This window comes from Massilia sp. FBCC-B171 (assembly GCF_059134155.1).
This window is the reverse complement of record NZ_CP101443.1, coordinates 858,125-872,469: the sequence shown is the minus strand read 5'-3', so window position 1 is coordinate 872,469 and position 14,345 is coordinate 858,125. Positions and strand designations below refer to the sequence as shown.

9 protein-coding genes are annotated in these 14,345 nt (G+C 60.9%); 2 read left to right on the top strand and 7 right to left on the bottom strand.

Annotation, left to right across the window (positions count from 1 at the left end; genetic code table 11):
* Positions 1 to 2: 2 nt before the first annotated feature.
* A complete protein-coding gene (locus NMB41_RS03990; RefSeq protein ID WP_494381190.1) occupies positions 3 to 1,940 on the bottom strand; it encodes a sensor domain-containing diguanylate cyclase in 1,938 nt (645 codons plus the stop codon).
* A 273-nt stretch (positions 1,941 to 2,213) separates the two neighbouring features.
* On the opposite strand from NMB41_RS03990, the gene NMB41_RS03985 reads away from it, so the two are divergent.
* Complete coding sequence (locus NMB41_RS03985) at positions 2,214 to 3,182, top strand: MBL fold metallo-hydrolase (RefSeq protein ID WP_494381189.1); 969 nt, start codon at positions 2,214 to 2,216, stop codon at positions 3,180 to 3,182.
* Positions 3,183 to 3,209: 27 nt separating this feature from the next.
* Here the strand turns inward: NMB41_RS03985 and NMB41_RS03980 are convergent, their stop codons facing one another.
* From NMB41_RS03980 to NMB41_RS03965, 4 genes are all read right to left on the bottom strand, one after another.
* Positions 3,210 to 3,671 carry an Imm30 family immunity protein gene (locus NMB41_RS03980; protein ID WP_494381188.1) on the bottom strand — a complete coding sequence of 154 codons (462 nt, stop codon included), beginning with the start codon at positions 3,669 to 3,671 and terminating at the stop codon, positions 3,210 to 3,212.
* A gap of 80 nt (positions 3,672 to 3,751) precedes the next feature.
* On the bottom strand, positions 3,752 to 4,084 hold the full coding sequence (locus NMB41_RS03975; RefSeq protein ID WP_494381187.1) for a hypothetical protein: 333 nt from the start codon (positions 4,082 to 4,084) through the stop codon (positions 3,752 to 3,754).
* Complete coding sequence (locus NMB41_RS03970) at positions 4,081 to 4,413, bottom strand: DNA/RNA non-specific endonuclease (RefSeq protein ID WP_494381186.1); 333 nt, start codon at positions 4,411 to 4,413, stop codon at positions 4,081 to 4,083. Before NMB41_RS03970 ends, NMB41_RS03975 begins: the two co-directional genes overlap by 4 nt.
* Positions 4,414 to 4,502: 89 nt before the next feature.
* Positions 4,503 to 4,862: an immunity 8 family protein gene (locus NMB41_RS03965; RefSeq protein ID WP_494381185.1), complete on the bottom strand. Its 360-nt coding sequence runs from the start codon at positions 4,860 to 4,862 to the stop codon at positions 4,503 to 4,505.
* A 369-nt stretch (positions 4,863 to 5,231) separates the two neighbouring features.
* On the opposite strand from NMB41_RS03965, the gene NMB41_RS03960 reads away from it, so the two are divergent.
* A protein-coding gene (locus NMB41_RS03960; RefSeq protein WP_494381184.1) for an IS5 family transposase occupies positions 5,232 to 6,223 on the top strand; the annotation gives its coding sequence in 2 pieces (ribosomal slippage) (positions 5,232 to 5,736 and positions 5,736 to 6,223; 993 coding nt in all).
* A gap of 591 nt (positions 6,224 to 6,814) precedes the next feature.
* On the opposite strand, the gene NMB41_RS03955 is transcribed toward NMB41_RS03960, so the two are convergent.
* Both NMB41_RS03955 and NMB41_RS03950 read right to left on the bottom strand, forming a co-directional pair.
* On the bottom strand, positions 6,815 to 7,222 hold the full coding sequence (locus tag NMB41_RS03955; RefSeq protein WP_494381183.1) for a hypothetical protein: 408 nt from the start codon (positions 7,220 to 7,222) through the stop codon (positions 6,815 to 6,817).
* A 17-nt stretch (positions 7,223 to 7,239) separates the two neighbouring features.
* On the bottom strand, positions 7,240 to 14,340 hold the full coding sequence (locus tag NMB41_RS03950; protein ID WP_494381182.1) for a hemagglutinin repeat-containing protein: 7,101 nt from the start codon (positions 14,338 to 14,340) through the stop codon (positions 7,240 to 7,242).
* Positions 14,341 to 14,345 lie beyond the last annotated feature (5 nt).

Sequence of the window (14,345 nt, the reverse complement as noted above, 5' to 3'; positions counted from 1 at the left end):
GGTCAGGCGGCGTCGCGCCGGGCGTAGGTCGGCTCGGCCGGGCTGCGCTCGATCGCGGCGTGCTCGGCCACGCGGCCGCGGCCGTGCAGCTTGGCTTCGTACATGGCGGCGTCGGCGCAGCGCAGCAGGCCGTCGGCATCAGGCGCGCAATCCGGATACACGGCCACGCCCAGGCTAGCCGAAATGCTCAAGGTAAAACCTTCGGTCATGAAGGGGCGGCTCAGTTCGCGCAAGATATCCTCGGCGACCTTTCTTGCGTCGCCAGTACCGGCTACCCGTGGCAAGAGCACGACGAATTCGTCGCCGCCCAGGCGCGCCAGCGTGTCCGAGGCGCGCAGGGTGCTGCGCAGGCGCGTGGCGATTTGCTGCAACAAAATGTCGCCGACGGCATGGCCGTAGCTGTCGTTGACGGGCTTGAACTTGTCGAGGTCGAAGAAGATGAGGGCCAGCTTGACGTTTTCGCGATGCGCCGCCAGCAACGCCTGGCGCAGGCGGTCGCCGAACAGCAGGCGGTTCGGCAAGCCGGTCAGCATGTCGTGGTGGGCCAGGTGGCGGATTTCTTCTTCCTGCAGTTTGCGCGCGTCGATGTCGGCGACGGTGCCAACGATGCGCAGCGGCCGCCCCGCGCTGTCGCGCTCGGCCACCTGGCCGCGCGCCAGGATCCAGCGCCAGTTGCCGTTGCCCAGGCGCGTGCGGTATTGCGCCGTGTAGTCGGGCGTCGCGCCGGTCAGGTGGGCGTCGAGCGCTTGCAGCACGGCAGCGGCGTCGTCCGGATGCGCCATCGCCATGAAGACGTGGCGGTCAAAGGGCAGCAGCGTGCCGTCGGCGTCGACGATGCCCTGGGCGCTCGGCGACAGGGTCACCAGGCCGCTCCCGAAACTGTAATCCCAGACGCCCTCGCCGGTGGCGTTCAGCGCCAGCTTCCAGCGCGCTTCGGCGGCCGCCAGCGAGGCCACGCCGCGCCGGTGGTGGTCGGAGGCGGCGAACGCAGCCCAGCCGGCCAGGGCCAGCAGCAGCGACAGCGCCAGCCCTATGTAGACCAGCAATTGCCTCTGCTGCGCATAGCGCGCGCTGGCATCGTGCACCGACTGGCCGACGGTCACGACCAGGCCATACTCGGCCAGCGGGCGCCAGCCGTAATGGCGGTCGACGCCGTCGAGGCGGCTGACGCGCTGGAAACTGCCGCCCGTCCCGCTGCCCGGCGCATACGGGAAGCCGGTCAGCAGCTTGCCGCTGTCGCGCACGGTCAGATCCTGCGTGGTGCGCGCCATCACGATGCCGTCGGTGCGCACCAGGGCGATCGAGGCATTGGCGCCGAGGTCCATGGTGTCGTAGAAGCGCGAAAAATAAGCGGGCTCGACGCCGGCCACGATGATGCCGACCAGGGTGCCGTCTTCATCGTGGATCGGCCGCGAGAACTGGACCGACTGGCGCCCCGTCAGCCGGCCGCGCAGCGGTTTGCCGATGAACAGGTGGTCGCCCGCCGCCTGCTTCAGGTGCGCGCGCACGTAGTCGCGGTCGCCAAGGCTGACCTGCGCCGTCACGTTCGGCAGGCTTGTGTACAGCACCTGCCCCTGCGGGTCGGTCACGATCAGGTTGATGCGCAGCTCGCCCTGCAGATGGGTGTTGAGCTCGGTGACGATGGCGTCGAATTGCTCCGGATTGCGCAGCCAGCTCAGGCGCAATTGGCTCAGCGACAGGTCGATCGTGACGATGCTCGAGCGCACTTCCTCGGCAAACGCATGGGCCAGGTTCTTGACGTTGCGATGGCTTTCGTCGCGCGCGATCGTGCCGAGCTGGGCACGTTCATGCGCGATGAACAGCCACACCAGCGGCAGCACGAGGACGAGGAATACCAGCAGCCGGCGCAGCACGCTGGCCTGGAAATACGCGCTGGCATCGCGCCACGGGCGCAAAGAAATAGGGGGTCGGAAAGACATCGGCCGGGTGCCCGGCATCGAGGGCGCCGGCTAGAAGAATTGACGAAAAATCACGGGTCCGATTCTACATTCGAGGCATATGCACCACAAGCAATTACACAATTCCTGTTGTTTGTAGGCATCGTCCTACTTCGGGCGAGTGAAATATAATTACATTTTGGTCAAGTTCATGAAATCTTATTTCAGCCTGGCTGCATGCCTTTCATGCTCGGCAATTGTCCGCCGCGTTCGCCAAATTTCCGCATAATCGAAGCACACACAAGGGCAAACACGATGGAACTGCAATTCCTGGGCACCTCTTCCGGCACGCCTAGCCGCGCACGCAATGTGTCGGGCCTGGCGCTGCGCTCGCCCGGCTCGAAACACTGGTACCTGGTCGACTGCGGCGAAGGCACCCAGCACCGCATCCTGCGCACCAATTACTCGCCGATGAGCTTGCGGGCGATTTTCATTACCCACATCCACGGCGACCATTGTTATGGCCTGCCGGGCCTGCTGGCCAGCGCCGGCCTGCTCAACCGGTCCGAGCCGCTGCTGATCGCCGGCCCGCCTGCGGTGGAACGTTTCGTGCGCGGCGTGATGGAGAGCACCGAGCTGCGCCTGCCCTACCCCCTCGAGTTCGCAGCGATCGAACCGGGCTGGACCATCGACACCCTGCCCGACTTCCGCGTCGAGGCGGCGGAACTGTCGCACCGCGTCCCGTCGTTCGCGTTTGCCTTCACCGAAAAGAGCGTCGAGCGCCGCCTCGATACGGTCAAGCTCGAGCGCGACGGCATCGCGTCCGGCCCCGGCTGGGGCCAGCTCCAGCGCGGCGAAGACATCGATTTACCCGACTGCCGGGTGGCGCGCAGCGCCGACTACATCTTGCCGGGCCGTGCCCAGCGCAAGATCATCGTCGCCGGCGACAACGACACCCCGGCTCTTCTTGCCGCCCAGGCGGTCGATGCGCACGTGCTCGTGCACGAGGCGACCTATACCGAAGAAGTGCTGCAGAAGGTCGGTCCCGGCCCGCAGCACAGCTCGGCGCGGGCGACCGCGGCGTTTGCCGAATCGGCGGGTATTCCGAACCTGATCCTGACGCATTTCAGCCCGCGCTACCAGCAGGCCGGCAGTGGTCCGTCGATGGCGGACGTTGAGGCCGAGGCACGCTCGGCGTATAGAGGGAATTTGTTTTTGGCCAGTGATTTACAGCGGTATGGGCTGGACAGGCATGGAGTGCTGAGTTTGCTGGACGAGGCGTAGGCGGCGTTGCCAGCGGCCTCAGCGCCTTTACTCGGCAGCAAGGAACAAGGGCAGCGTCTTTTCCGAAAACGAAGGACGAAGCACATTGATTTTCTCGCACAGCGTCAGCACCGCCGTTTTAATACCCTCGTCAGCTGCGCGTACCTGCCGCACCATCAAGGCCAAGGTGTCTCTATTGTTCAGCACCCGCATGAATACGGTCGATGCCCATTCCGGCGCCCGTGCGCAGAGCGCCGGCAACGTCCCGCACATCTCCCTGACATAGATGTCGTGGTCAAACGCCTCGGCAGCGTGAATCAGCGAAAACATCGCTTCGTCGTATTTAGCGTCATCAGCTAGTGCAAGAAACAATGGCTGGATGCAGCGCGGGTCGTTCAACTGCATTAACGAGGCAACTGCCTCGTCGAGCGCTCGAGTGCCAAGCTCGTCTGCACGTGAGGCGGCGGCCTGGACATTCGCGATTGCCTGGTCGAATGTAGTCGATGTCATTTGTGTGCCCGTACAAACTGTCCTGCAGAGTCGCAACGCCAACAACCGAGCGATATGCGCCACTCCGGCACCAGAGAAAACTAATATGAAAACTCCGCCTTAAAACTCTGCTTTTGCATATCAATATAAAACTTCATATTCTTCCATTTAGCGTCGGTGCCCTTCTCTATTTCCGCCCGCAACTGCAGAGCGATGGGTGCCAGCTTGCTTGTCACAGATGAATCCCCTGAATCAAACCAATTCATTTCACCCTTTTCAGAGACACAATCAAATTCATGTCTATAAACACCTCCCGCATCTTCATTAGCCTCGGATTGCACAATGAAAGTATATATGAGCTCTCTCGAGTTTTTTGGCGCAATACTAATTACCAATTCTGCAATATCTTCATATAGTCCACTCTCAATATTCATTTCTTACCTCCCGGCACATTATCAAATGTTATTTCGACAGGTCTCTGCCCGTCGATCTTGTATTTTACTTCAAATGATTTAGGACGGGGCCCGAAGCCATCGTAGATCGGAGATATCTTCACTTCGACCTTTTTATTAGCGTCAAGTGCTTTCGCCCACTCGTTCTCCATTACCTTCCATTCACCTTTATTCAGATTTCCATTCATCGGTACCAGATTCAGCTTTTCTCCGGGGCCGGAAAAGATGCTCGCAATCAAATGGCCGCCCTCGTTACCCACATCGCCGCACTTTCCAACCTTGCACTGCTGATAGCTGTTCCTTTTGAACAATTCTAAAGATAGGGTTTCTTCTACTTTTTAGACCCGCCCCAAGGAGTCGGCATTATAAAGATATCGTCCATCGACGAGATAGGAAATGTTCACGGCTGATAATCCTCGAATTCCCAAGCGGCGAACCTACCAATTTGGCGTGCAATAGTTAGCCAATCATCGCCCTTGCAGCTTTCGATACGCCAATCAATTTCAGCTTTAATCTCATCAAGATCGTATTCGAATACAAACAGCATGTGGCGCCCCCAAATAATCCTCTTCCGGCTGCGTTCATTTTTCAACCATTCTGGCGTGCACACAAACAGTCGAAAATCATCGGCACCTTCCCTATCTGTGATGCCTACTCTGAATTCAATCCAAAAACCGAAACACTCTGGGTCATCGGGCAAGTATGTATCCAGATTGATGGTTGCACTATCAAGCCATATTGATTTAACAATCGCCTTCATGGAGTCACATTCAAATGACCATTGCTGATCAATGTCCCGGCTGGAGTTTGTCGAACGAAATTTGCCTGCACCCCGGTCGTCGCAAAAGTCGATTTTTTGGGTTGCGGTGGTCTATAAATTCTTGTGCCATTTGCGCTTATCAAGCAGCCCGGACAAGCAGCTTGATTGGTCACTAATCGAGCGCCATCACCGACCCAAGCTTGGCCTAGTTGATTTGCCTCTGTCGCTGTCCCCGTTCCAATAGCAAAGTTCGGGTTTGACACTCTACTTCGGTCAACAGCACTTGGGAAACGCTGATTTAATCGCCGGCAGCCCCACTTGGCCGGGCTGTGCTGGCACAATTGCGTATCTAATTTTTCCGTCGACTTGATGAAGCAAACAAGCTTTTCCGACATCGAGTTCGCCAGCAAGAAGAAGCTCACGCGGCGTGGACGATTCCTGGCCGAGATCGAATCAGCGACACCGTGGGCGGCGTTGGTGGCGGCGCTTCTGCCGCACTATCCGAAGGGAGACGGTCGCGGTCGTCCGCCGATTGGTCTTGAGCGCATGCTGCGCATGTACATCGCCCAGCAATGCCTTGGCCTGTCGGATGAAGGCATTGAGGATGCAATCTACGACATCCAATCTGTTCGCAACTTTGTCGGCGTCGACCTGACGCATGAGTCGGCGCCCGACGCGACGACGCTACTCAAGTTCCGTCGTCTGCTTAAGGCAAACGACCTGACGCACCGGGTCTTTAATGAAATCAACGGCCACCTTGCCAGCAAGGGCTTGACGATGCGCGAAGGGATCATTGTGGACGCTACCTTGATCGCCGCGCCGCCATCGACGAAGAATCGTGACAAGGAACGCGATCCTGAGATGCATCAGTCGATGAGGGCAACGACTGGCACTTTGGCATGAAGGCGCACGTTGGTGTGGACATGGCTACAGGCCTGGTCCACACCGTCGTCGTCACCGCCGGCAACGTGGCCGACGTGACCCAGGCGCACGCGCTGCTGCACGGCGCAGAGAAGGCAGTGCTGGGCGACGCAGGCTATCAAGGCGTCGCAAAGCGCGAAGAGAATGCGGGTACAGGTGTTGACTGGCATACGGCCATGCGTCCTGGCAAGCGCAAGGTCCTCAAGAAAAATCCGCTGGGCCGCGCACTCGAGAAGTTGGAGAAGGCGAAGGCCAGCGTGCGCGCCAAGGTTGAGCATTGCTTCCATGTCGTGAAATGCCTGTTCAAACATCGCAAGACCCGCTACCGCGGCCTGGCCAAGAACAATGCGCAACTGCTCACGCTGTTCGGCTTGGCAAACCTGGTGCTGTCTCGCAGATACCTGGGGAGCGCGCACACCCGAGTTACGCCCGCAATATGAAAAAAGGCGAGGCATCGCCATTAAAACGCATGTCTTGGCCCACCCTATGGCCAGAAAAATGCGGCAGCCAATAAAACTCGCCGCGCTCAACATCAAATTCAACTTCCGCCGGTAAGAAACGAATAGTTCAGCGCTTCCCTAGCGTTACCTACAACCGATCCCTCAACAATTTGAACTGAGCTAAGCCCATCCGATGAAAGCGATTGGGTCACCCAAGAATTCCCATCTGCACAAAGACCTATAATTTCGGTGTAATCGTATAACACTACGACACGCTCAACAATATCAGAGCACCACTCCCTTATGGCGAGCATCCGCAACTACATGTTGAGGGGCAAACGATTCAGGCGTGGCTGACCCTAGAATTTTTTCGAGATTCGTCATTACTTCACCTTACCTCTTTCTGGAACTGCATTTTCTTCCCAAATGCAGACCCATTAGGATCGGTATCCGGTATTCTGTCCGCGCAATGTGTCAGCGCACACTGTGCGGACGCCAACCTGAATTGCTATGCGGGCATATTACCATTTTGCAGCGCTTTAAGTTGTTTCTCTTCTGCCGGATGCAAATGCCGGTTGTTTCAAGCGACAATTACACGTCGACCTCGACAACTGATTCCAAAGATTGTGGCATTTCAAGAAATTGACGCCACCCCACTAAAGCGGACTTCCACTCGCTTAGCGTAAAATTCCCCTCAGGCTGACCTATCCAATCCTCATTGATCTCAATGTCAACTTGCACTCCGGCACGACTGATCATCAGCGTAACGTCATTTCCTCCAGTTTCAATTTCAGCTTGATTCCCGTTCTCAACGTCACTAATATTTTGAAGAAGCCGATCGCAATCATCGGTTCCTTGAGCGACAGAACTCAACACTTCACAGAGGTATTGGTTATAGCGTTTCGCGGCATCACCATCCAATGCCATCGGTTGCCAATGAAATACCTGACCAAGTTTTGGATGAACTCCACCGTCCACATAAGAAAATCTAATCTTCATCGTTGCTCACCATCGCTTTAAGGTTGATGTATGGGAAACACTGTCGTCCGCGGGGAAATAAAGCCTTCAACTTTTACACCGGAAGGTGTGAACGAACTCCATTTCGCCCCATTTATAATCTTTTTTGGAGAATTCCACGCGGCATCAACTTCGGACTGAATTCTCGCGGCGTCCCAGTCTTTCGGGAACATTGAGGTTGTCGAATTGTTACTAGTTTTTGTAAGCCACTGACCCGGATTCTGTGGATCCGGGACCTGAATGGTTGCTTTGTAAACACCAGTTGCATCGGGAACGGACTCCGTTCCAGGTACGATTCGAACATCTCCGTTTAGTAGACTAAGCCCACCGGTTGGCTTGCCCGCCTTTGTGTAATCAGCACCAATGGCATGCGCAATGTCAACTGGTGATTTTGCGAGAGAACTTGCAGTTTCGCCTCCCGCCTTTGACCCATCAGGTGTCTTTGCCCCCCCAGTAACGTCGCCTGCCCCTGTGCCTTTATCTGATCCCCCAACTTCATCGCCGCCTTGCCCACCCGACAATAACACGTTGCTCGGCACATAACCTCGTGTGCCAGGCGTCATGACCGGAGGCGTTATGCCACAAACTAAGAGCGGCGGCGGGCCACATAGCACCATTGGCGGTACCATTGCTCCCGTACTTCCGGCCGTTGCCCCTTTTGGCCAGTTCGTGTCATCTGGAAGGTCAGGTGGAGTCTGTATATTCCCGCCAGGACCGCGCGTCAAAATCTGGTAGCCCAGATTGACAGCGCCGCGTCCCGCTGCCATCGCTTCTTGGGAAACCCAATCTCCCGCCCGACTGGCAACATCAGCTGCAAGATCGACATTGTCGTATTTAAATAGCCCCGTAGCCCTCAGGTCGTCGATTTCCTTTGAATAATCTTGTCCTCGAAATTCTTGTGCCAGTGCCGCTGCGTTAGCGGGATTCTCTTCAGATAATTGTATTGAACAGTGTGTTAAAAAGCATGCCGCATCCGCAAGCCGCTGCTGCTCGTCAGGGGATTTCCCTTCTTGCAACTGCTTAAGTTTTTCTGCCTCATCCGTACCGGTCAGCTTATCTAGCCAAGAGCTGTGCAACTGTCTGTTGTTGGTGTCCGTCGTCAACCCGGTCGCGGCTCCGGCTGTGCCACCAACGAGCGAACCAAGACCCGCTGATGTCCCTTCCAGCAGCGCTTGGGAGGCGGCCTGGGCGAGCGCGGGGCTCATGCCGCCTTGTTCCATTGCAGCGCGAGCCTGCGCCTGGAAGGTCTCAAGTTCGTTCGCGAAGTTCGCAACGGCGCCGGCGCCAAGCGCACCACCCACGCCCCCGGTCAGCGCACCGCTTGCAGTATGCAAAGCAGTTCTATAGCCGCCGCCCTCGTCCCATTTTTTCAACTCAGATAAGAGCTCTGCGCGTTTTGTTGGATCGCTCTCCTGTTCTGCCTGAAGACTCAGGTCTACCATGCGGCTGTCTGCGTATTGCGCAATTCGCCTCGGCGCGACAGAACTGAAGGCTTGCGTGACCTCCGTCTGCGCCTGCACTTGCTGCATCAGCTTCTCGCCATTCCAGCGCTGCGTCAGTGCCCCGCTGTCCTTCGCAGCGCTGTCAGTGGTCACATCACGCGCCAAACCAACGAGCGGCGCATCGTTACCATTAGCGGCCCGCTGCCCCGGATTGGTAATGGTGAGCTCGCCGGCGCTGATGCCACTCAGTGTGACGCTGCGCTGACTGCCGCTTTCACTACCGAATCCGCCTGAGGAGGAAGGACCGGCTTTTTTGCCCGCTTCTGCGGCATTCTGCTGCTTCTCGGTACTGGCACTGCCCTGGTTACCCACATTTCCGCTGACCGAACCCGACACGGCAAATCCCTTCGCGTCGTACACATCCTTGTTCTGCAGACTGCTGTAGGTCAGGCTCCCGGTCGCCAGGCTGTTCTTCTTGTCGTCGATCGCCGCCTGGCTGCTGCTGATGACGCCGCCAATCAGGTCGGTCGCGCCGCCAACGCTGAGCTGGAAGCCCCCATCGCCGGCCTGGATGCCGCTTTGCTGGACGACGCTCAGGAAGTCCCCGTTCACGGCGGACTTGCTGACGCTGCCGCCGACCGTGCTGGCGCCGTAGCAGAACGGCGGGATACACAGGCTCGCATTGATACCAGCACTGGTCTGCTTGCTGTCGTACATGGCGCGGTCTTGCAGGCTTTCGATTTTCAGGTCGCCGCCAATGTCGGCCTGCACCGTGGCGGCGGTAATCACGCCGCCCTTGAGCGTGGTGTCGCCGCCGCTTTGCAGGGTCACCTTGCCGCCGGCGCTCAGCTGCGTGTTGGTGTAGCTGAGCTCGTCGCCGTCGGCGCGGCCCTTCGCCTTGTTCGCAGCCAGGTCCAGCGTGAAGCCTTGCTGGGCGCCGCCGAATGTAAAGCCGATGCCGATGCTCGCGCCGCTGCTGCTGTTGGTGCTGTGCTGGCTGAAGGTGTTCTCGGCGGCGAGCAGGTTGACTTCGTTGTCGGCACGCAGGCTGGTATTGCCGCCGGCGCTGATGTCACTGCCGATCGCATTGATGTTGCTGGCCTTGTCACCGCCCGTGGCAACGATGCTGACATTGCCGCCGGCCAGGACCTGCGAGCCGACTGCGGTACTGCTCGCTTGCGTGACATTGTTTTCGCTCTTGGTGCTGCCGAGACTGACGCTGACCTTGATGCCGGTGCTTAAGCCGGTCTGGCTGATTTGCTGAACCGTATCGGCCGCGTTCGAGGCTGCCGTCATCACTGCCAGTGCGCCCATGCGGCCGCCTCCAGCGTCCTTTGCGGCCGAGGCCAGGCTGGCGATGCCCTGCACCGCATTGACCAGCGGAACGCTCACGGTTCCGCCCAGCGCTACTTTGCTGAAGGTGCTGTGGCTGGTACTGTCGGCCGTATCGTAGCCGGCCTCGACCAACACATCCTTGGCCTGGATATCGATATCGCCCGCTTGCGCCAGCACGCTGCTGGACGTTTGCGTGTAGCGCTCGCCCGCCTGGAGGCTGACGTTGCCGCCGAGGCTGGCAACCTGGCTACCTGCCTGAGTGATGCTCCGGGAAGTGCCATCCTCGGTCGTCTTCACCGTACCCAGCGCAGGCTGCCAAGAAGATCCGATCGATCCCGATTTCTTGCTGCTGCTGGCCGAGTCCGTACTGCTGCTGTTCTCGGCACTCACGATCGACAAATTGCGGCCCGCGGCGACATCGAGGTCGGTATCGGCAACCAAAGTACTGGCCTCCACCAGCGTGTCGCGCCCGCTAGTGGCAAGCACGGTCCCGCCGCTGATCACGCTGCCCACTTGCGTCACCGTTGTGGTATCGGATGCCTGGTTCTGCACTGCCTTGCTATACCCCACACCGGTCGCGCCGAGCGAGAACCCGCTCTTTTTCTCCTCTTTCGTGTGGTTTTCGGTACTGGTCGATTCGGCGCTGGTAATAAGCAGGTCGCGCCCGGCCCCGAGCACCAACCCGTTCGTTGCGACCAGTTGGCTGGCACCGATGGCGACATCGTTCCCGGCAAGCACGGTAATGGCGTCGCCGCTTACGCTGCTCCCCACCACCTGCGAGCTTGCGCTGTAGTCCGTGCTGGCCGAGCTGCTGCGCTTGAGCGCACCGCGCGATTCGCTGCGGGTCGCGGTATCGGAAAGATGATCTTCCGTTACGCTTTTGATGTTGACGTCATTGCTGGCGGCGAGAACAACCTTGCCCGCGCCGGCAACGACGCTGCCGCTCAGGTTGAGGTCGCCCGGGCTGTCGAGACCGGCGCTGAGCACCAGGTCCCCCGCCGACGCCACCCCCGCCCCCACCACGGTCTGGTTCCGGTGTACCGCCTTGTCATACGCCTTGCTCGCCGGGTCGTTCTGCAGCGAGGTATTGACCTCGTTGGTGACGGAACCGATGTTGATGCTGCCGCCGGCCAGCAACTGGCCGGCGCCGGCGCCGCGGGTGCCAATTGCGATCTGGGTGCCGGTCAGGTTCAGGTTGGCGCCCGCCTTCATGCTCAGGTCGCCGCTCGTGCTGAGCTGGCTGAGCTGGTGCGTGATGCTGCTGTCGTTTTGCGAGTAGCCGGCTACCAGGTGCTGGTAGGTGCTGCCGGTCTGCACCGTATTAAAGCTGATGTCGCGCCCGGCCGTGATCGTGGCCGCGCCGGCCTGGATGATGCCGCCGAGGTCGGCGAGGTCGCGCCCGGCTTGGATCTGCAGCGTGCCGGCGGTCAGGATCGCGGCCTGGTTCGACAGCGAGGTGTAGCTGCCGCTGGTGTTGTTGCTGGCGTAGTCCTGCTTGACCGCCAGCGTTTCGTTGCGGACGTCGCCGCCGGCACCCAGCGCTACCGCGGCGCCGGTGATGGTGCCGCCCTGGTTGACTATGTCCTGGCCCGCCAGCAGCAGCGTGCGGCCGTTGCCGCCGTCGATGATGCCGCCGCGGTTGACGATGCCTTCGGTGGTCGAGATCGTCACGCCGGCGCCGGTGACGAGCGCGCCTCCTGGCTGCAGTGCCTTCTCGCCCACGTGGGCGAGGTAGACCTTCGGCACCAGCACGGTCTCGACGCTGCCGTCGGGCAGCTGCACGGCCTGGCTTTCGAGCCAGACGATGTCGCTCGTCAGGCGGCTGACCTGTTCCGCGCTCAGGGCGACGCCCGGACGCAGGTCGAATTCCCTGGCCGCGCTGACGGCGTTGGTGAGCAGGTTGCGGTAGAAGCTGTCGTCGCTGGCGCCGCCCTGGGGCGTGCGTCCGGTCAGTTCCGAAAGCTGCTCGCGCACGAGGCGCTGCTCGTAGAAGCCGTCGCCGAGGCGCTTTTGCATCGTCGCCGGGTGCAGCGACAGCTGCTCGAGCAGGTAATCGCTGCTGGTCCACTGCTTCTGGTTGGTGAACTGCGGGCGCGCTTCATACAGGTAGCTGCCGCCGGCATCGGGATTGCGCAGGAACAGCCCGCCCGGTGTGACCTTCATGACCGCACCGGTCCCCTCGCCCTGCACGCGCGATACCGCCTCGCCGGCACGCGTGCCGGCCGCCGTGCGCAGCTCGCCCGTGCCGGCCGCCTGCAGTGCGGCCGCGACCGCGCCCTTGAGCGTGCCGCTGCCGCGCAGGCCGCTGCCACTGGCCGCGCCATTCGCGGCGAAGGTGTTGGTGCCACCGGTACCAGTCGCGTCGCCCGTGATGGCGGCTGTGTTGCCGTCGCCGCTGGCCCCTACCGCGCCACCGGCCTGCATCGCGTTGCCGATACCGCTGGCGGCGGCACGGAACAGGCCCGAGACGCCGCTTCCGCCCATGGCGGCCATGGCGCCAGCCAGCGTGCCAGACTTGCCGGAGTCGGTGCCGGCGGTGGCACCGGCCAGCGTCGCGTTCGAGCCGTTGCCGGCAGCGGCGTTGGCACCGGCCGATGCGGCGCCGGCGGCGCCGCTGCCGATCACGCGTACATTCTCGCGAATGTTGCCGACCGTGCCGGCCGTCACGTCGACGTTAGTGAAACTGCGCGCCGAAATGCTCAAGCCTTGCCCGCCCTCGATAATGCCGCGCGCGGAACCGATGACCTCGGAGATGCTCGGCTGCGCGTACGCAGTCGTGCTCCCGCCGAGCGTGCGCCAGGTGCCGTCGAACGTGTGGGTGCGGTACAGAGTCGCGCCCTCGTTCCTGATGTCCGGCCGGCCGTCCATGACAAGGAAGCCGCGTGCCTTGATGTCGCCATAGCGGTTGTCGATCGTATTGCTGACCGAGAGGGTCATGTTCCCGCCCGACAGGATCTGCGAGACCGGCCCGGAACCAGGCGCGACCTGGTCCTCGACGGCGACGTGATGCGCATCGCGCCACAGCTCGAGCGCATCCCTGCGCCCGGCGAGCTGCTTCTGCGTTATACGCAAGATCGTGGTGGCCGGATCGGTATAGCCGGGCTGGGTCACCAGGCGGATGCAGTCGCTGCTGCAACTGCCGTACTGGTTGGAGAAGGAAACCTTTCCCGCATCCCAGTTCTTCACATCGGTCAGGAAGCGCGGAAGCAGCGCATTGTTCGCGTCGCCGCCCTGGTCCGGATTGGCCATTTGATCGCGCTGGTAGTAATAGATGACGCGCGTGCCTTCCGTCGTCGCCAGGCGCTCCTGCTTGCCATAGGCGCTGTACAGGCCAGTGTGCGCGATCATGTAGGCCGAATCGTTGGCGTGGGTGCGGATCACCGCGCGAGTGATCATCTGGCCGTCCGGCGTGACGTAAGGCGTTTCTTCCAGGATGTCGGCCGGATTGACGAAATAGAGTTCGTAGGGCGTGTAGTTGGCCGCACTGGTCTCGAACCAGTTGTGGTTGTCGCCGAACTGGTACCAGCTCGCCATGGTCATGTGCCGCGTCTCGTCGATCGTCTGCACCTTCACGAGCTGGACGTTCTCGCGCACGTTGGTCAGCGTCGCCGCCGCCAGTGTCAGGTCGGCGCCGGCTTCGATGGTCGACGAGTTGTTGTTCACCTGCCAGGCGCTGCCGCCGCCGATGCCGCCGATCGCCAGGTTGCCGCTGCTGTAGAGCGTGGCTCCGCCGGTGTTGTTCAGGGTGCCGGCCACGCCAAGGCGCAGCGAGGCCGTGGCCCCGACCAGCGCGGCGCCGCCGGCGTTGTCCAGGTTCTGGGCTGCGACCGTGACGTCGCCGCCGACGATGCCGCTGCTGTTGCTCACGTGCGCGGCGTTGATGTCGAGCGTGGAGGCGCCGTTGATCTCGCCGGCGTTGGCAAGCGTGCCGGCCGCGCGCAGGGTCACGCCCTGGGCCTCGATGGTGGCGCCGCCGTTGTTGGTGATCGACTGGCCCGACAGGGTCAGGTTGCGCGCCGCCTCGAACACGGCCGTATTCGTGATGTTGCCCGTCACCGCCAGGCTGAGGTCACGGTTCGAATGCAGCTGCGATCCGGCGTACTGTACATAGTCGCCCTGCATCGACAGGGCCAGGTCGCGCCCGCCGAACAGTTCGCCGAGGCTGGCCACCGTCGTGCCAGTGACAGCCAGGTCGCGGTCGGTGGCGATGCGGCCGCCCTGGTTGCTCAGCCAGGAGGCGGTGAGCGCCATGTCGGCGCCCGACGCGCTGCTCGTTCCGAGCTGGCCGCCGTTATTGTCCACCTGCGCCGCGTTGATGAACACGTTGC